Consider the following 22821-nt stretch of genomic DNA (forward strand, 5'->3'; position numbering starts at 1 on the left):
GTGCAGGGCTGAGGGTGACGTTCGATCGACAAGCCGTTGGCCTGCCGGTCGATCGAACGCCGGGCTCATCTGTACGCCTGGAAAGCCGCTTTGCTCTGGTTTTAAAACGCTTAGAGGTAGGTCGTGGTCAGACGAATGTCCGCCTCGATCAGATCCTTGGGTGGCGGTGTCGGTTCGATGCCGCACAACCGGGCAATGTTGTTGCCCAGGTAATCCTCAAGGTGATCCTCATCAATCCCCAGGCCTTGTGGCGCTGGCGAACACAGGACTTCGAGTTCGCGCAACCACATGCCCGGTTCGTTCGGCGGCGAGTCGGTGCCGAAGACGATCTTGTTGCGCGGCAGCTCCTTGGCGAACTCGACGATCCGCGACTGGAAGCACCAACCGGATTCGCAGTACACGTTCGGCGTGTCCATGGCCATCCAGAACGCTTCGAACGAGTAGTTGCCGCCGGTCTGGATGCCGAAGTGACCGATGATGAAGTTGACCATCGGGAATTCGCGAATGATCGGGTAGAACATCGTCGGGATGGTGTACGGACCGTCGCCGGTGTGGATCAGCACCACGATGTTGTACTTGGCGCAGACTTTCATCGCCGGCCGCAGCCAGTCCAGTGCCCGGTCGGGACGATAGCCGTGCATGTTGGCGTGCAGCTTGAGCATCTTGAAACCGTATTCCTTGATATGAAACTCCAGCTCTGCCGCACCGTTTTCCGGTCCCCAGCGCGGGTTGAAGTTGAAGTTGCCAATGAACCGATCCGGGTACTTCATGCACAGCTCTGCGATGTACGACATGTAGTCGCGCACGCCTTCGCGGCCCCGCCGGTTGCCGTCGCGATAACCGGTGTTGCCGGGTGGCGGCTGGATGAAACCCATGTCGATGCGGCGCGGTTTGCCGTTGATCATGTACGGGCCGTCCATCAGCTTGAGCATGCGCTCGCCGGTAAACGGTTCGCCGGTGTGGCGCCAGGCCTCGTCGACCAGGTTGGTGGGGTGCAGATGGGTATCGATAATCATCGGTTCAACTCCTGGCCAGTTGGGTAGTGACAGGGCGCTTCAACTGCGCCTCGGCTTCGGACACGGACCGTGGCGGCGGGGTCGGTTCGAGGCCGATCATCCGTGCGGTGTTGTTGCCCAGGTATTCTTCGAGGGTGTCCTCGTCGAGATTCAGACCTTGCGGCGGCTCATGACAGAGCACTTCCAGCAGGCGCAGCCACATGCCCGGTTCGTTTGGCGGGGTGTCGGTGCCGAACAGGATTTTGTGGGTCGGCAGGACCTTGGCGAATTCGACGATTCGCGATTGCAGGCACCAGCCCGATTCGCAGTAAACGTTGGGCAATTCCATCGCCCATTGCATCGGTTCAAACACGTAGACGCCACCGGTCTGCACCCCGAAGTGCGCCATGATGAAATCGACGTTGGGGAACTCCTTGATCATCGGCACCCATTCCGACGGGATGCTGTACGGCCCGTCGCCGGTGTGCAGTTTGACCGGGATGCCCAGCTCGGCGCATTTCTCGAAGGCCGGACGGACCCAGTCCAGCGCACGGTCCGGGCGATAGGCGTGCATGTTGGCCTGCATCTGGACCATCTTGAAGCCGTGTTCCTTGACGTAGCGCTCAATCGCCTCGACACCGTTTTCCACGCCGCAGCGCGGGTTGTAGACGAAGCAGCCAATGAAGCGATCCGGGTAGGTCTGGACCATCTTCAGCGTGTAAGCCATGTAGGCATCGATGGACTCGCGTCCGGTGAGGTCGCCGTCGGTCCAGGTGTAGATAGTGTTGCCTTGTGGTGGCTGGATGAAGGCTTTGTCGATGCGGCGAGGTTTGCCGTTGATCATATACGGGCCATCCATCATCTCCAGCAGACGCTCGCCGGTGAACGGGTCACCGTCATGCCTCCAGGCGAGGTCCACCAGGTCGGTGGGATAGCAACTGATATCGATGATCATTGAAGTCGATCTCCTGATAGCGGGGAAGGGAACCTTGCGGTTCGCAGCAGCCACGTCCCGGGCAATCGGCCATTTCTATGCGCATAGTGCTGCGCATTCCCTCGCCTGGTCACATCCGGCTCGGGACGCTGGCTGCTTGGGGGGAAGTATTGGAAGAGGGGTTGGGGTTCGTACAATATTAATTGGGCGGGGTGTTGATATGTGTTCGATATCGGCCGGGATTTTGTGGTGTCTGTGCCGGCCTCTTCGCGAGCAAGCTCGCTCCCACAGGGGATCTTCAATGAGTGCAGGATTTGTGTCTGGCACCGATCAACATGTGGGAGCGGGCTTGCTCCGGGCGGCGATCCGACGAAGGCGTCAGATCAGCGTTTGCTGAGCCAAAGTCTTGATCACCTCAACCACCGGCGCCACCCGCTCGGCCTGCCCTGGTGGCCACACCGCATACAGGTTGTAATGCGCCGGAATCTGCGCGTCGTTCAGCTCCACCAAACGCCCCGCGCGCAACGCATCCGCCGCTAGCAGCCCGCGCACCAATCCCGCGCCAACCCCGGCTTCGGCCGCTGCAATCAGGTTGGCCGCATTATCGAAAACCACCCGCGCATTCGGCTCGGTCGGCGCCATTGCTGCCGCATCCAGCCAAGGAATCCACGAGCGCCGCGTATACCCCAACAACGGCAATTCCAGCACTTGCGCCGGTGTGATCGGCACCTGCAATCCATAGCGCTCAAGCAACCCAGGTGAAGCCACCGCAGTCACCCGATCACCGCAGATCTGGGTCATCTCGCAGTCTTCCCAATCGCCATACCCGTACCGCAACGCCAGGTCCACCCGCTCGAACGAGCTGCGATCCGAGCGCGGCATCGACAGCAATACCACTTGATGGTCAGGCAATAAATCGAGCAGTTCCGGTAGCCGTGGATTGAGCCAGCTTTGGGCCAGTTCACTGTCGACATCAAGGGTCAGCCGTTGCGCGACGCTGCGGTTTTTCACCGAGGACAGCGCCCGGTCGATCTGCGCCAGGCCGTCGGACAGCACGCTGGCAAACAATTGCCCGGCATCGGTCAGGTTACTGCCGCCGCCTTCGCGGACGAACAGCGGCTGGCCGATGAAGTCTTCCAGGCTGCGGATCTGCTGGCTGATAGCGCTGTGAGTCAGGTCGAGTTTGCGCGCGGCACTGGAGAAGCTTCCGCTGCGCGCGGCCTGGATGAATGCACTCATGGACTGCACCGACGGGTATCGCTTGTACATGCTGTTAGTCCTACTTACACAAGATGGCAGAAATCGTCGCTGGCCCGTTTTTGCACAGGCTCCCAATAATCGGCGACCAGGCCTGCACAAAGACGGGCCGCTCTCTTGGAGCCTGACAATGATCGAATTCACGATAAATGGCGAACGACACGAGCTGGTAGAGCCATCGCCCTCCATGCCCTTGTTATGGGTGTTGCGAGATCACTTGAAACTCACCGGCACCAAGTTCGGTTGCGGCATGGGCCTGTGCGGTGCCTGTACCGTGCACCTGGACGGTGTCGCAGTACGTTCCTGCCAACTGCCGGTCGCCGCCGTGGCGGGGCACAGCATCACCACCATCGAGGGCTTGTCGCCCACCGAACAGCATCCGCTGCAACTGGCCTGGGTTGCCGAAGATGTCCCGCAATGCGGTTACTGTCAATCCGGGCAGATCATGTCCGCGGCCGCGTTGCTCAACACCGGTGCGACAATCACCGATGACTCGATCCGCAACGCCATGTCCGGCAACGTGTGCCGCTGCGGCACTTACGGGCGAATCAATAAAGCCATCAAGCGCGCAGCTGCTGCGCCGAAGGAGGCGTGATGACGTTTATCGACGACACACAGAAAGAACTGCCGCGCCGTCTCTTTCTCAAGCAGGCTGGCACTGTTGCCTGCGGCCTGGCAATTGGTTTCTATCTGCCCTCAGGCATAGCCGCCACGGACCTGAAAGGACCTGCGCCTGCAGGTGAATTCGAGCCCAACGCCTGGGTTCGGGTATTGCCCGACGGCACGGTGAAGCTGGTGGTGCACAAACACGATTCCGGCACAGGCACCCACACCGCATTGGCCGCTTGCGTGGCCGAGGAACTGGACGTCAACCCGATGACCGTGCAGGTGATATCGCCGGAAAATCCGTTCTTTGAAACCTACATTCACCCGATATGGAAAGTCTACTCGACGGGTGGTAGCACCAGTGTTTCGCTGGAATACGATCGCCTGCGGATGGCCGGTGCCACGGCGCGTGCACTGCTGATCACTGCGGCGGCCAAGCAATGGAAAGTCAGTCCCGACAGTTGCACAACCGAAGAGGGCCGGGTGGTGCATTCCGCGAGCAAACGCAGCCTGGGTTACGGTGAGCTGGTGAGTGTTGCCGCGAAATTGCCAGCACCGGCCAAGGTCACTCTGAAGGACCCCGCGCAGTTCAAGTACATTGGCAAACTGCGGCACAAGCGCGATGCGGCGGCCAAGGTGTGCGGGCGCTTCAAGTACAGCATCGACGTGGAATTGCCAGAGATGCTGGTGGCGGTGATTCAGCGCACGCCAGTGGTCGGCGCCAAGGTTGTCGCGGTGGATTCCAGTACGGCGTTGCAAGTACCGGGCGTGCGTAAGGTGATCACGATTCCCGGCCGGCCTGATGTGCTGGGCGGCAATCAGGAAGGCGTCGCAGTGCTCGCGGACAATTACTGGGCCGCCCAACAGGGTCGTGCGTTGCTCAAGGTGCAATGGAGCGATTCACCCCTGGCCGGTTTCGACAGCGATCAACTGGCGACGGCGCAAGCGGCGGCCATCGACGACAAGAATGCACAGCGGGTGTCCGCCATGGCGGCGGGGGATGTCAGCGCTCAGTGGCCGAAAGCCGCGAAGCTGCTCGAAGCCGATTACCTCATGCCGTACAAGGTGCAGAACCCGCTGGAACCGATCTGCATCACCGCCGAGGTGAAGAATAACGCCATCACCTACTGGGGCGGCGTTCAGGTGCCATCCTCGGCGCTGGAGGCTGCGCAAAAGGTGTGCAAGATCGCCAAGGATAAGGTCACCATCAATGAGTTGGTGTCCGGCGGCAGCTTCGGGGCGCGGGAGGCCAAGTACTGGTTGTTCGAAGTGGCCTACCTGGCGCAGGAGGCCAAGGTGCCAGTCAAGTTGATGAACAGCCGTGAAGACGAAATGCGTTCGCTGTTCATGCACCCGGCGACTCTGCATCGAGTCAAAGGTGCGCTGGACGCTCAGGGCAAACTCACGGCGTTGAAACTTGACGCGGTCTCACCGGCTTCACCGGAACAGTGGGAACCAGGCTATTTCGAACGCCCCGACCACATGGACTACAGCACGACCGAAGCCATCACCGCGTGGGACTTTGCTTATCGTCCTGCGAATCTGGACCTGGTCTGGGTCAAGCACGAAAGCAACGTGCCCAGCGGTTGGTATCGCTCCGTGAGTTTCATTCCCAATGTGTTTGCCGTCGAAAGTTTCATGGACGAATTGGCACACGGCGCGGGACAGGATCCGTTGGCCTTTCGCCTGGCCCATATGCACGAACGGCCCCGGCACGTCGCGGTGCTGAAGAGTGCCGCCGAACGCGCCGGTTGGGGCCAGCCATTGCCGGAAGGGACAGCCTTGGGGATCGCCACCAATCAGGGTTACACCAGCTTCATCGCGGTGGTCGCCAGGCTTTCGAAAAAAGACGGTGTGATCAAGGTCGATAAGCTCACTTGCGTGGTCGATTGCGGCCTGGCGGTGTCGCCGGGCGGTGTCGAAGAGCAGATCTATGGCGGCTTGATGTGGGGCCTCGGCCACGCGCTGTTCGACCGCATGGACATCAAACAGGGCAGGGTGGTGCAGAGCAACTTCCATGATTACCGGGTGCCCCGCATGTCGGACATGCCGGCGATAGATATTCTGGTACTGGACGGCGAGCCGAGCAAACCTGGAGGTGTCGGTGAACTGGGCAGCACGTCGGTGGTCCCGGCCATCGCCAATGCGCTGTTCAGCTTGACCGGTGTGCGCCAGCGCTCGACGCCGCTGACCCTGGGATAGCCGTCATGGACTTGCGATTGCTGCGGTATTTCATGGCCCTTGCTGAAGAGCTGCACTTTGGCCGGGCTGCCACGCGTTTGCACATTTGCCAACCGCCGCTGAGCCAGCAGATTCGTCTGCTGGAAGAGGAACTGGGTACACCGCTGTTCGAGCGCAGTCATCACCGGGTCGAGCTGACGGCGGCCGGACAGATGCTCAAGGAACAGGCGCCGCTTGTGTTCGAACAACTGAACCGCGCGCTGGACCTGACTCGTCAGACCGGTCGTGGTCAGTTGGGCGAGCTGGAAATCGGCATGATCAGTTCGGTGATGGTTGGCGTGCTGCCGCGGGCCTTACACCTTTTCCGCGAGCGCTATCCTCAGGTGTCCTGGCGGCTGCATGAAATGACGCCGGCGGCACAGGTCGTGGCGTTGAAGGAGAAACGCATCGATGCCTGTGTGTTCCGGGTCGGCTATGACGATCCGCAGTTGCGCAATGAACTGCTGATCTACGAGCCGATTCGCGTGGTCATGCCTGTCGATCATCCTTTGGCTCGATGCGAAAGCCTGGCGCCGGCGGACTTGGCACAGGAGCCTTTTGTGGCGCTGGAACTCAAGCAGTCGCGGTTTGCTGATTTTCTCTATCAGTGCTGCATCAAGGCCGGTTTTACCCCACAAATCCGCCAACAGGTGATCGAGGTTCAAACCTTGCTCAGCCTGGTGCAAGCCGGTTTCGGTGTGGCGTTATTGCCAGCGTCCATCGAGCAGCTGGCACCAGCCGGGCTGGTGTTCCGCCGCCTGACCCCAGCGTTGCCGGAAGTGCCGCTGTACGCCACTTACCGCGCAGACGATGACTCGCCGGTGCTCAAGTTGTTTCTCGATACGTTGCGCGAACTAGTCCTGAAAGAACGCGGTGGCCGACCCTGAACGATCACGCTGGAGCTGCCGATGCGTCGAGCGATTCGTGAATTTGACTCGACCCCCCTCGAAGCTTGAAAGATCAGCACGTTATGTCACGACAACATAATTTCGCCATCACCTTAACGAACCGTAAATAGAATAATTGGCCGAAGCTGCGACGTTCACGCTCAGCCGACGGCGGAGGAAAGCTGTTTCGGGAGCGGACGCTTTTTCGAGGCGACGGCACGGCGTAGACTGGTGTTTTCACGCTTCGCACGCATCAAGCCAAGGGAGGCGCTGCATCAATATGGACAATAAACTCACTTCCAAGACTGCGGTCGTTACAGGGGCGGCCCAAGGGATTGGTGCCGCGATTGCGCGACTCTTCGTGCAGGAGGACTGCTTTGTTTACGTCACTGATATAAACGACGAACTCGGCAGAACTATTGCAAACTCACTCGGTGACCGCGCCAGTTATCTGCGCCTTGATGTGCGGCGCGAAGAGGATTGGCAGCGAGTCACGACGAAAATCTTAAAGGAGCGCGGCAGGTTAGACGTCTTAGTGAACAACGCAGGTATTACCGGATTTGAGCAGGGCGCCGTGCGGCACGATCCGGAACATGCGCGTCTGGTGGACTGGCACGCAGTGCATCATACCAATCTCGACGGTGTATTCCTCGGTTGCAAGTACGCCATTCGCGCCATGCGACTTCTAGGATCAGGCTCCATTATCAACATCTCCTCCCGCTCCGGTTTGGTTGGCATTCCGGGTGCCGCGGCATACGCGTCGTCCAAAGGTGCAGTTCGCAATCACACAAAGACGGTGGCTCTCTACTGCGCCGAGCAAGGCCTCAAAGTTCGGTGCAACTCGATTCATCCGGCGGCCATCCTCACGCCAATGTGGGAGCCCATGTTAGGCGCCGACGCGGGTCGTGAAGAGCGAATGGCCGCAGTGGTTCGAGATACACCACTCAGACGGTTCGGGATGCCCGAAGAAGTCGCGGCCTTGGCACTGTTACTCGCCTCGGATGAAGCGACGTACATTACCGGCAGTGAGTTCAACATTGACGGCGGTCTCTTAGCAGGCACGGCTGCGACACCCACCGCAGTGGATGACAGCTAAGCCTGGTCCAAAACGGGCTCTCACTGCGCTATCGCTCAGAGTCCCTGTTACATCTGTCATTAAGAAGTTGATGTGATGCGCCCCTCATTCACCGCCGCAGGTTTCGGGCAAGTCGCCAGAATGCGGTGTTCGATCCCATCGTCCAGCAGTCCTAACGTCGCATCGGTGAGTAGCTTGCCATCCAGGCTGAGTGTGGGTGTTGCGTCTTCGTTTTGGCGCACCTCGATGTGGTAGAGGGTTGCACCGAACCAATAGTGGAGGGTGAAACCCGGCCAATCGGCTGGCAGCACCGGTTCAATGCGCAGCGAGTTGGCGCAGCGTGTCAGTCCCAGTAGTGATTCGACGATCAGTCGATACATCCAGCCCGCCGATCCGGTGTACCAGGTCCATCCGCCGCGCCCTGTGTGGGGCACAACCCCGTAGACGTCGGCGGCCATCACGTAAGGCTCAACCTTGTACGTTTCGATTTGTGCAGCGCTGCGACGGCTGACGGGATTGATCATGCGCAGCAGCTCCCACGCCTTGTCGCTGTCGCCGAGACGGGCGAAGGCCATACTTGCCCAGACAGCAGCGTGCGTGTACTGGCCTCCGTTTTCGCGTACGCCGGGTACGTAGCCTTTGATGTAACCAGGATCCAGTGCACCCTTGTCGAACGGCGGGTCCAGTAATAACACCACACCGGTATCGCGCCGGACCAAGTGCAGATCCAGTGAATCCATGGCCGTTCGGCACCGTACCTGCGATGCAGCCCCGCTGAGCACCGACCAGCTTTGCGCTATCGAATCGATACGACATTCCTCGTTATTCGCAGAGCCCAATACCTGGCCGTCGTCGAAGTAAGCGCGGCGGTACCAAGCGCCATCCCAACCCTGATTCTCCAGGCTCACACGCAAGGTTGCGGCCTGGTCGGTACAACGCTGGGCGAAGACCATATCGCCTTCCAGCTGCGCAGTACTGGAGAATTGCAGCAGCACCTCGTAGCCGAAGAAGCCAAGCCAGACGCTCTCACCAAGGCCTTGCTCGCCGACCCGATTCATTCCGTCATTCCAGTCTCCGCCCCCCATCAACGGCAGCCCATGGACTCCGCGCTTGAGGCCATGCTCAATGGCGCGCACGCAATGTTGGTAGAGGCTTTCCTGGAGTTGCGAAGTGCCGGGCAGATCGTAGTAGGAATCTTCGCCAGCATTCAGTGCGCGTCCCTCGATATAACCCACCACTTCTCTCAGTACACTACGATCACCGGTGATGGACACGTAGCGGCTGGTTGCCAGGGGCAGCCAGAGGAAGTCGTCGGAACAGCCCGTTCGCACACCCCGACTTAACGGTGGATGCCACCAGTGTTGGACGTCACCTTCGGGGTACTGATGCGCGGCGCAGAGCAGCAGGTGCCGGCGCGCGGCAGCCGGGTCGGCATGGATCATTGCCATGCTGTCCTGCAATTGATCACGGAAGCCAATGGCCCCGCCGGATTGGTAATAGCCGCTACGGGCCCAGAAGCGGCACGCGATGACCTGATACATCAGCCAGCCATTGACCAACACATCGATGGCTGGATCGGGCGTCTGAATTTGTATGGCCCCCAAGGTCGTGCGCCAATGCATACGCACAGCGTCCAGTTCACCCGCCGCGGCCTTGGCGCCGCGGTATTTCTGCACCAGGTGGGTGGCTGATTTGGCATCCTGCTCGGCCCCGAGACGGAACACCACGTCCTGGCTTTCGCCGTCCGCCAGTTCCAGTGCGACCTGCATCGCTGCGCACGGGTCGAAACCACCACCGCAGCGTCCAGACAGTCGGGCACGAGTCAGTGCTGCCGGAGTTTTCAGGTTTGCGTTGCGACCCATAAATTCGGCACGATCACCGCTAAAACTGCGCCCCGTCGAATCCGTGTCGAGAAAGGCGACGCGCCCGGAGAACTCGATCGAAAAGGCGTTGCGCGCGAATAGCGCGCCACTGAAGGGGTCCACCTCCGTGACCACATGCATGGCCGACTTGCTGCGCAGGTCCCCCAGTACCCACTCCACATAGCACGTTGCCGACAAGCGCCGCGGCCGGCCGCTGGTATTGCGAATTTTCAGGCGCGAGAATTTGATCGGTGCATCCAGCGCCACATAGACCCACAACTCTGTTTGGATGCCGTCCTCTTCATACTCGAATACGCTGTAGCCGAAACCATGGCGAGTACGGTAAAGGCCACTACCTGGGCAGGGTTGCGGGGTCGGCGACCAGAAGTGGCCGGTATCTTCGTCGCGCAGGTACAACGCCTCACCGCTGGGGTCAGAGATCGGGTCGTTATGCCAAGGGGTGAGGCGATATTCGTGAGCATTCTCGCTCCAGGTGTAAGCTGCGCCGCTTTCGGAAATCACCGTGCCGAAGTGCGCATTGGCCAGCACATTGACCCAAGGCGCGGGTGTGGGTTGGCCGGGTCGCAGGGTCACTACGTATTCGTTACCGTCCGGGCTGAAGCCACCGAAGGGGTTGCTCAATAACAAGGCAGGGTCGGTTTGTGCGGCACAAACCACAGGTGGTTGCTCCACTCGCATAAGACTCGGTTCGAGCCTGGGGAGCAGAGGGTCCGCGCGGCGCCGATGGACTTGGTCGGCCAGGCTGCCGTGGCCGTCATTGAGGACCAGGCGGGCCACCGATAGCATCAGTGTCCGGTCCTCGCCCGACAACTGTTGTGCCTGCCGCACAAAAATCCCGCCAGGACGGTCGACCAGGCTCGCTTCACTGCCCGAGGTCACCAGGCCCATAATCAGGTCTTGCAGTTGCTGGCGATAGCCGGCCTGATCCTCGTTCCAGATCACCAGATCGACCGACAGGCCCTTCTGACGCCAATAGGCATGAGCTTTGACCACCTGCTGCACAAACTCGATGTTAGCCAGATCACTGATCTGCAGCAGCACGATGGGTAAGTCGCCCGATATTGCCTGGCCCCAGAGGCTGGACTGGTTACGCCGGTTGGCCACCAGCACGCTGCTCTCGGCCCGTAATGCAGCGCTGGCGTAGATGATCGACGCGGCCATCTGCTCGAACAGACGCGCGTCGCTCAATGAAGCGTTGAGCTGGCGCAGCAGCACCTGGCTATGGGTCCAGGCCAAGTCAAAGACGCGATCGGCCAAATGACGGTCGCGGTACTTGTCGATCAGGTGCAAGCAGTTGTCACGGCTGTCGGCAAGGCCGGTCACCAGGTCGATGATCGCCGTCTGACCGGGGTCCAGGGTGATGCGGCAACGTATCGCTACAATCGGATCAAGTACCGGGCCGGCGGTTCCTGATAAATGTTCGACCTCATCGTCCATTGCCGCCGGGGCCACGACACTGCGCCCACGACCGATAAAGCGCGCACGGTCGGTCTCGTAGGAGAGCGCATCGACATCTACACCATGCGCTGCCAGCAAATGACACATCCAGGGCACTGGTTCCTGGCTGGAACGTGGACGACGCGTGCAGATGATTGCCTGCAGCGGGTGCAACAGCTCGGTCTGCACGAACAGATTGCTAAAGGCTGGGTGCATCGCATCGCTGATGGCAGAAGCCAGCACTACCTCGGCATAGCTGGTGAGTTCAATACTGCGGCGCGTTTGCGCGCGGTTGGTGATATGCAAGCGGCGCAACTCGATGTCGTCCTCCGGTGATACGACGATTTCGGTATGCGTGTCGAAGTCTTGCTCGCGTACACGGAATTCGGCACGGGCATCAGTGAAGATGGCTTCGTAGCTTTCCGGATGGCGCAACGTCGGTTGGTGCGCGGCGGACCAGAACGTGCCGCTTGCAACATCGCGCAGGTAACAGAACATACCCCAGTTGTCGCAGGTGAAGTCCTCTTGCCAACGGGTGACCGCTATCTCGTTGCTGCGGCTGTAACCTGCGCCGGCACTGCTGACCATCACATGGTAGCGGCCGTTGGAGAGCAACTGCACCGCAGGGCGTTTGCGGTCAGGATCGGAAAAGACTCGAAGCTTGGTTTCATGTATTCGTGAGGCCCGGTCCGCAGCCGGCGCGCTTGCGGCATGCAGGTACTGTGCGGCGGTCTTCGGCACACGCTCCTGCAACAACAGGGTGGTCGCCTGGAATTGCGGGTCGGATTCGAAACGTCGCTGCATTGGACGGTCAAGCAGCAGGAAAGTCAGCGCCAGCAGGCTCATGCCCTGGTGATGCGCCATAAAGGAATAGACGACTGCGCAAGGCTGCCCGCGTTGCAAGCGCGCCTCGGTGAAATCCACGGCTTCATACAGGCCATAACGCCCGGCCAGGCCCAGCGCGGCAAGTCGCTGCAGGTTCCGACACGCGGCCTCGGGAGCCACCATCAGCGCCAGGGCGCTGGCATAGGGGGCGACAACGGTGTCTTCGCCAAGGCCTCGCTTGAGACCCAAGCCTGGGACACCGAATGCGCGATACTGGTAGTTGAAGTGAGCATCCTGAATGTTGTAACCCGACTCGGAAACCCCCCAGGGAATGCCCAACTGATTGCCGTACTCTATCTGCAAGGCGACCGCTGCGCGGCAGGTCTGGTCGAGCAGGGTACCTTCGTAGTTGGGCATTACCAGCATGGGCATCAGGTACTCGAACATCGAGCCTGTCCATGACAGCAGCACGGGTATGCCGCCGCTGCTGGTGAGCAGCCTTCCAAGGCTAAACCAGCCTTCTTGAGGTAACTGGCCTTGAGCGATAACCACATAGTTGGTCAGTCGCGCCTCCGAGGCCAGCAAGTCGTAATAACCCGTATCCAGCTTGTGGTCGCTGGCGTTATAGCCAATAGCGAAAAGATTGCGCCGGGAATCATAGAGAAAGGAGAAGTCCATGTTCGCCAGCGTGTCGGCCAGATTGGCCAGGCGGGTGACCGAGGCAATGCGCTGCACAGCCAGGCGCTGCACGGACGTCACTTGAGCCTGCTGAGCCGGCAACCAGCGAGCGACATCGAGTTGCGCCAATTGGCGCCAGCTGAGTGCCAGCGGCTCTGCCCTGTCGATGGCGGGCGGAAGTCTAAAGCGCAGCAACTCGGCCTGCAGATCCTGACATTGCGCGCACAATGCCTTGAGCCAAAAAGCGGCCTCACCGACCGTCGCCAAGTCGCTGAGGGCAGTGGGTGCATTCATGCGCTCCAGCAAGGTCAGGAGCGTCTCGGGGGCGTCGTCAGGGTTCGAAACAATCCGCGCCTGCGCCACGAGCGCTTCGTCTTGCAGGGTTCGTACCTCGGCGTCGTCCAGGCCCGCGGTGAGCAGCGTGTCTTGCAGCACATTCAGGGTGTCGATCAGCCCATTGACCACCCGCAGATCAAACAGTGGCGCATCAATCAGGTCCAACAGCCCTGGGCGCAAGGTCAATAGCAGCCCTGCCAGATTCCCGCTATCTACCGTCGATACGTAGAGCGGTGGCAAGGGCTTGAGTGTCAAGGTGTCATACCAGTTGTAGAAGTGCCGGCGGTAGCTCTCAAGGCCAGCCATGCTGGACAAGGACTGATCGAGGCGCTCCAGCAGCCGCTCGCCACTCAGATAGCCAAAATCGTGCGCAGCCAGATGAGACAGCAGCGCCATGCCCATATTGGTCGGCGATGTACGGTGTGCAATGGCAAGGTGGGGCTGCTCCTGGATGTTGTCAGGGGGTAACCAGTTGTCGGCCGGACCAACGTATTGATCGAAGAACGCCCAGGTTTTGCGCGCCAGGGAGCGCAAGAAGCGCAGCTCCTGCGTTGAAGGTTTGAACTTCGCCCGGGGGGAAGGCCGGCTGAGCCACCAAGCGACAGCCGGGCTCGTCAGCCACAGCACCAAAAAGGGGCCGGCCAAGGCGAGCACGCTCGGAGTGGGCAGTAACAGTACAAAAAGGACCGTCGTCAGCAATGGGGCTATCCACATCGTGCGGTACAGCTCGGATAGCGTGTTGCTGTCGCTGCGTTCCACTTCCCGTGAAGGGTTCCACTGCAACAGACGACGCTTGCTGATCAGCATGCGCCACAGCGTACGGCCAATTGCATCCAGGCTGTATAACGCTTCGAACGGCAGCCAGACCAGAGGAAGGACCGCCCGCAAAAAGTGTCGGCTGGAGGTGCCCAGGGCCGCGGTCAAATGCTGCTCGATCGGAACGTCGACGGTTTTGTTCATGAGCTCCTGCAAGGCGCTCGATAGCGGTGGGATCAGTACCAGGATAAGCACAGCGAAGGTCCATGAACGCGGCTCCATTGCTCCAAGCCAGCCCCACAGCAACATTATCAGGAAAGCGCTCGGCTCCAGACTGCGCCGAAGATTGTCAAAAATTTTCCAGCGCGCCAAGGCGCAAAGACGATTGCGCTCTAGCCCTCCACCTGCCTTGGGTGTCCAGGGCATGACCCAAGGCAGCAACTGCCAGTCCCCGCGAATCCAGCGATGCCGGCGCTTGACGTCGGAGCTGTAACGGGCGGGGTATTCTTCAAACAATTGCACGTCGCTGAGTAACCCCGAGCGGGCATAACACCCCTCGATCAGGTCGTGGCTCAGGATGCGGTTCTCCGGGAAACAGCCTTCCAGGGCGTGCTCGAAAGCATCCACGGCGTAGATGCCTTTGCCAATGAATGAACCCTGCTGGAAAAGATCCTGATAGACGTCCGAAACAGCGCGGGTGTAAGGATCGACGCCTGCATCGTTTCCGAACAGCTGGGCATAGGAAGAGCGTGCAGTGCTCGGCAGGCTGATGCCCACTCGTGGTTGCAAAATCGCATAACCGCTGCTGATATGGCCCTTGTGCGGGTCGAACACGGGGTGGTTGAGCGGGTGCTCCATCGCGCCGATGCATCGCTGTGCTACATCACGCGGTAATTGGGTATCAGTGTCGAGGGAGATCACGTAACGAACGGCAGTCAGTGCCTGGATATTGCCGACGATCAGTGAAAAGTACTCCTGGCCCCGGCCTCGCAGCAGGGCATTGAGCTCGGCGAGTTTGCCTCGTTTGCGTTCATAGCCCATCCAGGTGTGCTCGGCCTCGTTCCAGCGTCTTGGTCGGTGCAACAGGAAAAAGCGGTCATTGTGTGGATCGGGGTATTTTTGATTTAACCCTTCAATCAACCGCCGCGCCAATAACATCAGGCTTGCATCCTGCTCCAGCTCCTGGGTCGGGGCATCCATGAAATCGGTGAGCAGGGCGAAGTGCAGATTGGCATCCCGATTGGCCAGGAAGCGTACTTCCAGGCCTTCGACCAACTCTTCGACATCCGCGCAATGGGCTATCAGGGTGGGAATGACCACCAACGTGCGCGCTTGCAGAGGGATACCCTGGCTGTAGTCCAGTCGGGGAAGAATGCTGGGGGGCATGGTGAGAGTGATCAGCCCATTGACCAGCCCGATAGCCAGGCGGCTGGACATCAGCAACGTAGGTATCGCGAGCAATACCAGCACGTATCCAGGCCTTGCTTCGCGATAAACGGCCTCAAGGAAAGGCCAGGCGAACAGCGTTGACAGGACCAGCACCAGACCCAAGTAGAAGGTCAGCGGTGCGCGAAGCAACAGGCGGGGCCATTGCTCGCCGAAGGGCACTCGGGCGGCGATTCGATGCTCGAGCTCATTGAGTCCAGGGCCCACCAGGTAGTAACCCACATGTCCAGCCACGTCACCCTCGGGCGGGGGCCTTATCCGGGCATCGGCCAGGGCGATGGCCGCTTGCGCAACACTTTTTTCAGCCTGGTCACAGTTCTTGGCCAAGCGTTCGACCACATGCCGATAGTGATCTCGGGTCGCGAAATCCATACGCGCGTAGATCCCTGCCGGGTCTGTGCGTAACACATGCTCGACGTGGCTCAGGTGTTCGACGAACTCCTTCCAGTCGATGGCCGACAGCAGACGCAGGCTGGCGATGCTGTTGCTGATGGACACCTGATCAGCGGCTTGCTGCTGGGCATCCACCTGCACCAGGCGTTCGATGTTGAGTCCTGACTCGCTGAGCATCTGCTCGATCCAGGCCAATGGCAGTATCAGTGCGGCACTTTGCCCTTGTAACCGTCGCGCCAGTTCAGCGACGAATGACGAGGTCATCGGCGGCTCCGAGCGCGCCATGTCAGCGACCGTCAGGACCACGCTTTTGGCATCGCGCTCGGCGGTTTCGATCAAGTGATCGGCCCAGTCATTGGCCAGGTTGCGGTCATCCCAGTTAGCCATGACTCGCGAGGCTACTCGCCGCAGATTCTCGATCAGAGCCAGCCGCAGCATGATTGGAATCGCCCACAATTCCCCAATCGTGAGTGGTGTGATCGTCTGATAGGACACTACAAAACGGCTCAGACTCTCCTCATCGACCCTGCCGTCACCATGTGAAATGGTCTCCAGAGCGATGTCGTAGACCCGTGGCAATCCGGCCGACGGGCCATCGGCCAGTTGCGGCAACTCACGGCTGTAGCCTCGGGGGAGGTGAGACTTGGTGGTGCGGATTTGTTCTTCGACCAGATAATAGTTGTCCAGCAGCCATTCAGCTGCCGGGGTTGCACGCCGGGCGGACAACGGTGCAGCAGTGAGCGCCTTGCAGCTACTGGCTAGCGTCGCCTCGTTGTCGGCCAGGCGCGCCAGCATCGAGTCTTTCGACGAGTGGCCACTAATACGGTGCTGTTGGGCAAGCAGGGTTCCATGGCTGGCCATCTGTTCGGCGCTGAACAACTCCGAGCGCAGCAGCGATTCGTACTCGAACTTACGACGTGATTCGCTCCACTGGCGATAGTAAATGGCAGGCAAACGCCAGAACCGGAAGAAGACGTGGGTCCAATGACTGTCCATGTTCCCTTGCATGACACGCCCTCGACGAATGGAGTGATGAGGGTGGGAGGGCTCCCGACGCAGCTCGAGACCTGATGGCTGCGTCACGAGCACTTTGCAGCACACAACGACGGCAGGCTCGAGTCTGCCAAAGGAGTTGGCTGATGTCTGTATGCTAGCGAGCATAGCTGTGTCAGCGCTGATCGGAATGTAATGTCCACCTGACTTGCGAATTGATGGGCATGCCGACCCGAGTGGAAAATGACTGCTTCTGGCTGGACGGGGGGTTTCACCCGTTGGAGGGTAGTTTCAGCTAAATCATGGTCAATTGCGGCAGGTCAGGATTAATTTGCCGCTGAGCCTTTACCTTATATGCGGAAAAACATATATTCGGTAAATCGTATATAAGCTCATGAGCGCATCAAGATGTTCATCTTGGTCAAAAACAAACACTGAGAAACGATATGGCTGACGATCTGACACCGACCACTGTTTTCAAATGCCTGGCTGACGACACTCGGGTCCGTACGATGATGCTCATCACCCGTGAAGGAGAGCTATGTGTTTGCGAGCTGACCTGCGCGTTGAACGAGAGTCAGCCAAAAGTCTCCAGACACCTGGCGCAGCTGCGCAGTTGCGGTTTGCTGTCGGACCGTCGGCAAGGCCAATGGGTGTATTACCGGCTGCACCCGAATCTCCCGGATTGGGTCCATCAAGTGCTGACCACTGTGCTCGAAAGCAACAAGCATTGGTTGAGCCCTGACGCCAAACGTCTTGATGAAATGGGCGACCGCCCTGAACGGGCACTTGCCTGCTGTGCAAGCTTGTAGCCTTGTCGCACACCGTGACGGTGTTGCGCTCTGATTGAAACGCCTCTGGTTCGATGACTCCACGAGCGCCGTTGCGCAGGACAAAAACTATGTTTGACGCTATCCCCCAACTCGATGCAGAACTGGCCGATGTCCCCTCGGCAGACAAACTAGGTATCGAGAAGACCTCCATCCACAAGCCGCGCATTTTGCTGCTGTACGGGTCGACCCGTGAGCGCTCCTTCAGCCGCCTGCTGGTAGAGGAGGCCGCTCGACTGCTGGAGCACTTCGGCGCCGAGGCGCGGATTTTCAATCCGTCAGGTTTACCGCTGCCAGATGACGCACCCGACGATCATCCCCGTGTGAAGGAACTGCGCGAGCTGATGCTGTGGTCCGAAGGGCAGGTCTGGTGCTCTCCAGAACGTCACGGTTCCATGAGCGCGGTCTTCAAGGCTCAGATCGATTGGGTGCCTCTCGCGATGGGCGCGGTACGCCCGACCCAGGGCAAAACCCTCGCCGTCATGCAGGTGTGCGGCGGCTCGCAGTCGTTCAACGTGGTCAATCAGCTGCGAGTGCTGGGACGTTGGATGCGCATGTTCACCATCCCCAATCAATCCTCCGTACCGAAGGCCTATATGGAATTCGACGATAACGGCCGGATGAAACCTTCTCCGTTCTACGACCGTGTCGTTGATGTGATGGAAGAGTTGGTGAAATTCACGCTGCTGCTTCGCGACCGTCAGGACTATCTGGTCGATCGTTATTCCGAACGCAAAGAGTCGGCGGATGAACTCATGAAACGTGTCAATCAGCGCTCCATTTGAAGGGGGAAACATGACTATCAAAGTTGGCATCAATGGTTTTGGTCGGATCGGTCGACTCGCGCTGCGAGCAGCCTGGAGCTGGCCAGAGTTCGAATTCGTGCAGATCAACGATCCAGCAGGTGATGCGGCGACTCATGCGCACCTGCTGAACTTCGACTCGGTGCATGGTCGGTGGAACTACCAGGCCGATTCCGAGGGCGACAGCATCGTCATCGACGGCAAACGAATCAAGGTAACGGCCAACAAGGCGATTGCCGACACTGATTGGTCGGGCTGCGATCTGGTGATTGAAGCCAGCGGCAAGATGAAGACCGTCGCGGTGCTTCAGGCTTACCTCGACCAAGGCGTGAAGCGCGTAGTGGTCAGCGCCCCGGTGAAGGAAAAAGGCGCGCTGAATATCGTCATGGGCGTCAATCATCAGCTGTTCAAACCGGCTGAACATCGCATCGTCACCGCCGCTTCGTGCACCACCAACTGTCTGGCGCCAGTGGTGAAAGTCATCCACGAGAAGCTGGGCATTCGCCACGGTTCGATCACCACCATCCACGACCTGACCAACACCCAAAGCATTCTCGATCAGCCGCACAAGGATCTGCGCCGTGCGCGTGCTTCAGGCATGAGCCTGATTCCAACCAGTACCGGCTCGGCCACCGCCATTGCCGAAATCTTCCCGGAGCTGCGTGGGCGCCTGAATGGTCACGCCGTACGCGTGCCGCTGGCCAACGCTTCGCTGACTGACTGTGTATTCGAGGTCGAGCGCGCCACGACCGTCGAAGAAGTGAACCAGTTCCTCAAGGACGCTTCCGAGAATGAGCTTAAAGACATTCTCGGATTCGAGGAGCGTCCACTGGTGTCCATCGACTACCGTACCGACCCTCGCTCATCGATTATCGATGCGCTGTCGACCATGGTCATCAACGGCACTCAGGTCAAACTCTATGCCTGGTACGACAACGAATGGGGCTATGCCAATCGCACGGTCGAGCTGGCCAGAATGGTCGGTCTGGCAGTCTAAGGAGCGGTCATGAAAGCGTTGTCAGCCCTCGCTCCGCAAGTGCGGCAGTACTTGCTCGTGACGGGTAACTATTGGGCCTTCACCCTCACCGACGGCGCTTTGCGCATGTTGGTGGTGCTGCACTTTCACGCGTTGGGCTACAGCCCACTGCAAATCGCGGCGTTGTTTCTGTTCTACGAACTCTTTGGCGTGATCACCAACCTGGTGGGTGGCTACCTCGGCGCCCGGCTGGGGCTGAACCGAACCATGAACATCGGGCTGGGCATCCAGGTCGCGGCGCTGCTGATGCTGACCGTTCCGGTAGCCTGGCTGACCATCCCGTGGGTGATGGGCGCTCAAGCTCTGTCGGGAATTGCCAAAGACTTGAACAAGATGAGTGCCAAAAGCTCCATCAAGCTTCTGGTTCCGGATGGGCAGCAGGGCAAGCTCTACCAGTGGGTGGCGATCCTCACCGGTTCGAAGAACGCACTCAAGGGTGTGGGCTTCTTTCTCGGCGGAGCCTTGCTGGCATTGATCGGCTTCAAAGGTGCCTTGCTGGCCATGGCGGGTGTCCTGGCGCTGATCTGGATCAGCAGCTTGATTCTGTTGAATAAGGACCTGGGCAAAGCGAAAGCCAAGCCCAAGTTTCGCGACATCCTGTCCAAGAGCCGGGCGATCAATATCCTCTCAGCGGCGCGGATGTTTCTGTTCGGTGCCCGCGACGTCTGGTTTGTGGTGGCCTTGCCGGTGTACCTGAGCAGCGTCTTCGGCTGGGACTTCTGGAAGGTCGGCGGCTTCCTTGCGGCCTGGGTGATTGGCTACGGCATCGTGCAATCCTTTGCGCCCAACATCACCGGAAAGAAACGTGGGCACGTACCGGATGGTCGTGCGGCATTTCTGTGGGCACTTGCTCTGGCGGGTCTGCCAGCGGCCATTGCGCTCGGGCTAAACACCGGGCTGTCGCAACAGGCGGTGTTGCTCGGCGGACTGATGGTCTTTGGTGCGCTGTTCGCGGTGAACTCTTCGCTGCACAGCTACCTGATCGTGTCCTACGCCAAGGAAGATGGCGTGTCATTGGATGTGGGGTTTTATTACATGTCGAATGCCATGGGGCGACTGATCGGCACGGTGCTCTCCGGCTGGGTTTATCAGGTGCATGGGCTGGGGGCGTGCTTATGGATATCGAGCGCCTTCGTGCTGCTCGCAGCGCTGATTTCTATCGGGTTGCCGAGGCATGCCAGGGCGATGTGAAACCACACTGAAAGTAGTTTGCAGCCAATCGCTATCAACCGTCAGGCAATTGATGTGAGGCAGGCAGTGTTAGAGGCAGTTGTAAGCCTGCCGTAATGTTTTTACGATTTCTTTACGGTAGGTGTTTTTGCCCGCAACGATACTGGCCGCGATTTTTTCGATCGTCCATGTGCCTTGCTTTTCCGATGGCCCTGGAAAAATGTATTGCCCAAGGATGGCGTGCAGTGACTCCCCGCTAATTGAGAGAAGCGCCCCTTGAGTGAGACAGCGACCTTTGCAAACGAAGACTCCCCATCCAAAACCTCAGGAGTGGGCTTGCTCGTCGCTGCTGTCGGGGTCGTTTACGGAGACATTGGCACCAGCCCCCTCTACACGCTGAAAGAAGTATTTTCCGGCCACTACGGCGTTCAGGTAAATCACGATGGAGTACTAGGTATTCTGTCGTTGATCTTCTGGTCACTGATCTGGGTAGTCTCGATCAAATACGTGCTGTTCATCCTGCGTGCCAATAACCAGGGTGAGGGCGGCATCATGGCGTTGACGGCGTTAGCCCGCCGCGCATCAGCACCTTATCCGCACATGAGCAAGGTACTGGTTCTGCTCGGTCTGTTCGGTGCGGCACTTTTTTACGGGGACAGCATGATCACCCCGGCTATTTCGGTGCTCTCTGCGGTTGAAGGACTACAGCTGGCGTTTGATGGAATAGAGCACTGGGTTGTGCCTTTGTCAGTGATCGTGCTGGTCGCGCTGTTCTTGATACAGAAACATGGCACGGCTCGAATCGGCATCCTGTTTGGCCCGGTCATGGTGCTGTGGTTTGTGGTGCTGGGTGCCCTTGGGATCTACGGTATTTTGCAGCGTCCCGAAGTGCTGCAAGCGCTTAACCCTGCTTGGGCCGTGCAGTTCTTCGTGGTTCATCCGGGCATGGGTGTGGCGATTTTGGGCGCTGTCGTGTTGGCATTGACGGGTGCTGAAGCACTGTATGCCGACATGGGCCACTTTGGTCGCAAACCGATTTCTCGTGCATGGTTCATTTTGGTGTTGCCGGGGCTGGTACTCAATTATTTTGGCCAAGGTGCGTTGATCCTGGAGAACCCGGAGGCTGTGCGCAATCCGTTCTATCTACTCGCGCCGAGCTGGGCCCTGCTGCCGATGGTCGCGCTTTCTACCCTGGCCACTATCATCGCTTCTCAAGCAGTGATCTCCGGGGCTTTCTCTCTGACCCGCCAGGCCATTCAACTGGGTTACGTCCCTCGCATGTTTATCCAGCATACCTCCAGCCAGGAGCAGGGGCAGATCTACATCGGCACGGTTAACTGGGCGTTGATGGTCGGTGTCGTGCTGCTGGTGATTGGTTTCGAGTCATCCAGTGCCTTGGCCGCCGCTTATGGCGTCGCGGTGACGGGCACCATGTTGATCACGACAATTTTATCCTCGGCCGTCGTCCTGCTCCTTTGGAAAACGCCGCGCTGGCTGGCCATACCGATGCTTCTCGGTTTTTTGTTGGTTGACAGCCTGTATTTCGCGGCCAACGCGCCGAAAATTTTTCAAGGCGGTGCGTTCCCGGTGATTGCCGGCATTGGCCTGTTCATCTTGATGAGCACCTGGAAACGGGGCAGGAAGATTATTGTTGAGCGGCTGGATGAGAGCGCGCTTCCACTACCACTATTCATCAGTAGCCTCCGTACGCAGCCTCCCCATCGCGTACAAGGCACGGCGGTTTTTCTGACGGCCAGGGCAGATGCTGTTCCGCATGCGCTACTGCACAATCTCCTGCATAACCAGGTTTTGCATGAGCAAGTGGTACTGCTCACCGTGGTGTCCGAAGACAGTCCTCGCGTGAGTGCTGACAGGCGGTTTGAGGTTGAAGCCTATGGCGAAGGGTTCTTCCGGGTCAGTCTGCACTTTGGTTTTATCGAGGAGCCCGACGTACCCCAAGCGTTGAGTCTCTGTCACTTGAATGAGCTGGATTTCAGCCCGATGCGCACGACCTATTTCCTCAGTCGGGAGACGGTGATCCCCACCAGGCGCATGGGTATGGCACGCTGGCGGGAGAGTCTTTTCGCGTTTCTGCTGAAGAACGCCAACAGCAACCTGAAATACTTCAAGTTGCCACTGAATAGGGTTATTGAGCTGGGCACCCAAGTAGAGATGTAAGGGCAAACAAAGTCAGATAGCTGTTCAGTGCTTTCTGCTCGGGCAAGTGTCGTAATCTCCGGAGAGGCCGACGTGGGGAGTAC

13 protein-coding genes are annotated in these 22821 nt (G+C 59.2%); 9 read left to right on the top strand and 4 right to left on the bottom strand.

What is annotated here, in order from left to right; all coding sequences use genetic code 11:
• Positions 1-110: 110 nt before the first annotated feature.
• The 3 genes from ACYZTX_RS15260 to ACYZTX_RS15270 form a co-directional block, all read right to left on the bottom strand.
• On the bottom strand, positions 111-1016 hold the full coding sequence (locus ACYZTX_RS15260; protein ID WP_134418495.1) for an amidohydrolase family protein: 906 nt from the start codon (positions 1014-1016) through the stop codon (positions 111-113).
• 4 nt (positions 1017-1020) lie between these two features.
• Positions 1021-1950: an amidohydrolase family protein gene (locus tag ACYZTX_RS15265; RefSeq protein WP_462034754.1), complete on the bottom strand. Its 930-nt coding sequence runs from the start codon at positions 1948-1950 to the stop codon at positions 1021-1023.
• Between the two features lie 357 nt (positions 1951-2307).
• On the bottom strand, positions 2308-3198 hold the full coding sequence (locus tag ACYZTX_RS15270) for a LysR substrate-binding domain-containing protein (protein ID WP_462034755.1): 891 nt from the start codon (positions 3196-3198) through the stop codon (positions 2308-2310).
• 118 nt (positions 3199-3316) lie between these two features.
• On the opposite strand from ACYZTX_RS15270, the gene ACYZTX_RS15275 reads away from it, so the two are divergent.
• The 4 genes from ACYZTX_RS15275 (at position 3317) to ACYZTX_RS15290 (ending at position 7995) form a co-directional block, all read left to right on the top strand.
• Entirely contained in the window at positions 3317-3781 is a 465-nt protein-coding gene (locus tag ACYZTX_RS15275; RefSeq protein WP_462034756.1) for a (2Fe-2S)-binding protein, read from the top strand.
• Positions 3781-5994, top strand: a complete 2214-nt coding sequence (locus ACYZTX_RS15280) for a xanthine dehydrogenase family protein molybdopterin-binding subunit (protein WP_462034757.1) — start codon at positions 3781-3783, stop codon at positions 5992-5994. Before ACYZTX_RS15275 ends, ACYZTX_RS15280 begins: the two co-directional genes overlap by 1 nt.
• A 5-nt stretch (positions 5995-5999) precedes the next feature.
• Positions 6000-6899: a LysR substrate-binding domain-containing protein gene (locus ACYZTX_RS15285; protein WP_462034758.1), complete on the top strand. Its 900-nt coding sequence runs from the start codon at positions 6000-6002 to the stop codon at positions 6897-6899.
• 280 nt (positions 6900-7179) lie between these two features.
• Positions 7180-7995 carry an SDR family oxidoreductase gene (locus tag ACYZTX_RS15290; protein ID WP_462034759.1) on the top strand — a complete coding sequence of 272 codons (816 nt, stop codon included), beginning with the start codon at positions 7180-7182 and terminating at the stop codon, positions 7993-7995.
• Positions 7996-8054: 59 nt separating this feature from the next.
• Here ACYZTX_RS15290 and ACYZTX_RS15295 read toward each other — a convergent pair whose 3' ends face one another.
• Entirely contained in the window at positions 8055-16724 is an 8670-nt protein-coding gene (locus ACYZTX_RS15295; RefSeq protein WP_462037050.1) for a GH36-type glycosyl hydrolase domain-containing protein, read from the bottom strand.
• A gap of 443 nt (positions 16725-17167) precedes the next feature.
• Between ACYZTX_RS15295 and ACYZTX_RS15300 the strand changes: the two genes are divergently transcribed.
• The 5 genes from ACYZTX_RS15300 to ACYZTX_RS15320 all read left to right on the top strand — a co-directional run bounded on the left by ACYZTX_RS15300 (position 17168) and on the right by ACYZTX_RS15320 (position 22738).
• Positions 17168-17533, top strand: coding sequence for a metalloregulator ArsR/SmtB family transcription factor (locus tag ACYZTX_RS15300; RefSeq protein ID WP_462034760.1), 366 nt, complete (start codon positions 17168-17170; stop codon positions 17531-17533).
• Positions 17534-17622: 89 nt separating this feature from the next.
• The gene (gene arsH, locus ACYZTX_RS15305) at positions 17623-18336 is read left to right on the top strand and encodes an arsenical resistance protein ArsH (protein ID WP_462034761.1); all 714 of its coding nucleotides are present in this window, start codon (positions 17623-17625) and stop codon (positions 18334-18336) included.
• Between the two features lie 10 nt (positions 18337-18346).
• Positions 18347-19351 (top strand): ArsJ-associated glyceraldehyde-3-phosphate dehydrogenase, encoded by a 1005-nt coding sequence (locus ACYZTX_RS15310; protein WP_462034762.1) that lies wholly within the window; start codon positions 18347-18349, stop codon positions 19349-19351.
• Between the two features lie 9 nt (positions 19352-19360).
• Positions 19361-20581: an organoarsenical effux MFS transporter ArsJ gene (gene arsJ / locus ACYZTX_RS15315; protein WP_462034763.1), complete on the top strand. Its 1221-nt coding sequence runs from the start codon at positions 19361-19363 to the stop codon at positions 20579-20581.
• 255 nt (positions 20582-20836) lie between these two features.
• Complete coding sequence (locus tag ACYZTX_RS15320; protein WP_462034764.1) at positions 20837-22738, top strand: potassium transporter Kup; 1902 nt, start codon at positions 20837-20839, stop codon at positions 22736-22738.
• Positions 22739-22821 lie beyond the last annotated feature (83 nt).

The organism is Pseudomonas sp. MDT1-17 (genome assembly GCF_054898105.1).

Coding starts and splice junctions, on each gene's coding strand:
- arsJ (WP_462034763.1), top strand. CDS start 19,361: ATGAAAGCGTTGTCAGCCCTCGCTCCGCAAGTGCGGCAGTACTTGCTC.
- ACYZTX_RS15300 (WP_462034760.1), top strand. CDS start 17,168: ATGGCTGACGATCTGACACCGACCACTGTTTTCAAATGCCTGGCTGAC.
- arsH (WP_462034761.1), top strand. CDS start 17,623: ATGTTTGACGCTATCCCCCAACTCGATGCAGAACTGGCCGATGTCCCC.
- ACYZTX_RS15260 (WP_134418495.1), bottom strand. CDS start 1,016: ATGATTATCGATACCCATCTGCACCCCACCAACCTGGTCGACGAGGCC.
- ACYZTX_RS15295 (WP_462037050.1), bottom strand. CDS start 16,724: ATGGACAGTCATTGGACCCACGTCTTCTTCCGGTTCTGGCGTTTGCCT.
- ACYZTX_RS15280 (WP_462034757.1), top strand. CDS start 3,781: ATGACGTTTATCGACGACACACAGAAAGAACTGCCGCGCCGTCTCTTT.
- ACYZTX_RS15270 (WP_462034755.1), bottom strand. CDS start 3,198: ATGTACAAGCGATACCCGTCGGTGCAGTCCATGAGTGCATTCATCCAG.
- ACYZTX_RS15290 (WP_462034759.1), top strand. CDS start 7,180: ATGGACAATAAACTCACTTCCAAGACTGCGGTCGTTACAGGGGCGGCC.
- ACYZTX_RS15310 (WP_462034762.1), top strand. CDS start 18,347: ATGACTATCAAAGTTGGCATCAATGGTTTTGGTCGGATCGGTCGACTC.
- ACYZTX_RS15285 (WP_462034758.1), top strand. CDS start 6,000: ATGGACTTGCGATTGCTGCGGTATTTCATGGCCCTTGCTGAAGAGCTG.
- ACYZTX_RS15265 (WP_462034754.1), bottom strand. CDS start 1,950: ATGATCATCGATATCAGTTGCTATCCCACCGACCTGGTGGACCTCGCC.
- ACYZTX_RS15275 (WP_462034756.1), top strand. CDS start 3,317: ATGATCGAATTCACGATAAATGGCGAACGACACGAGCTGGTAGAGCCA.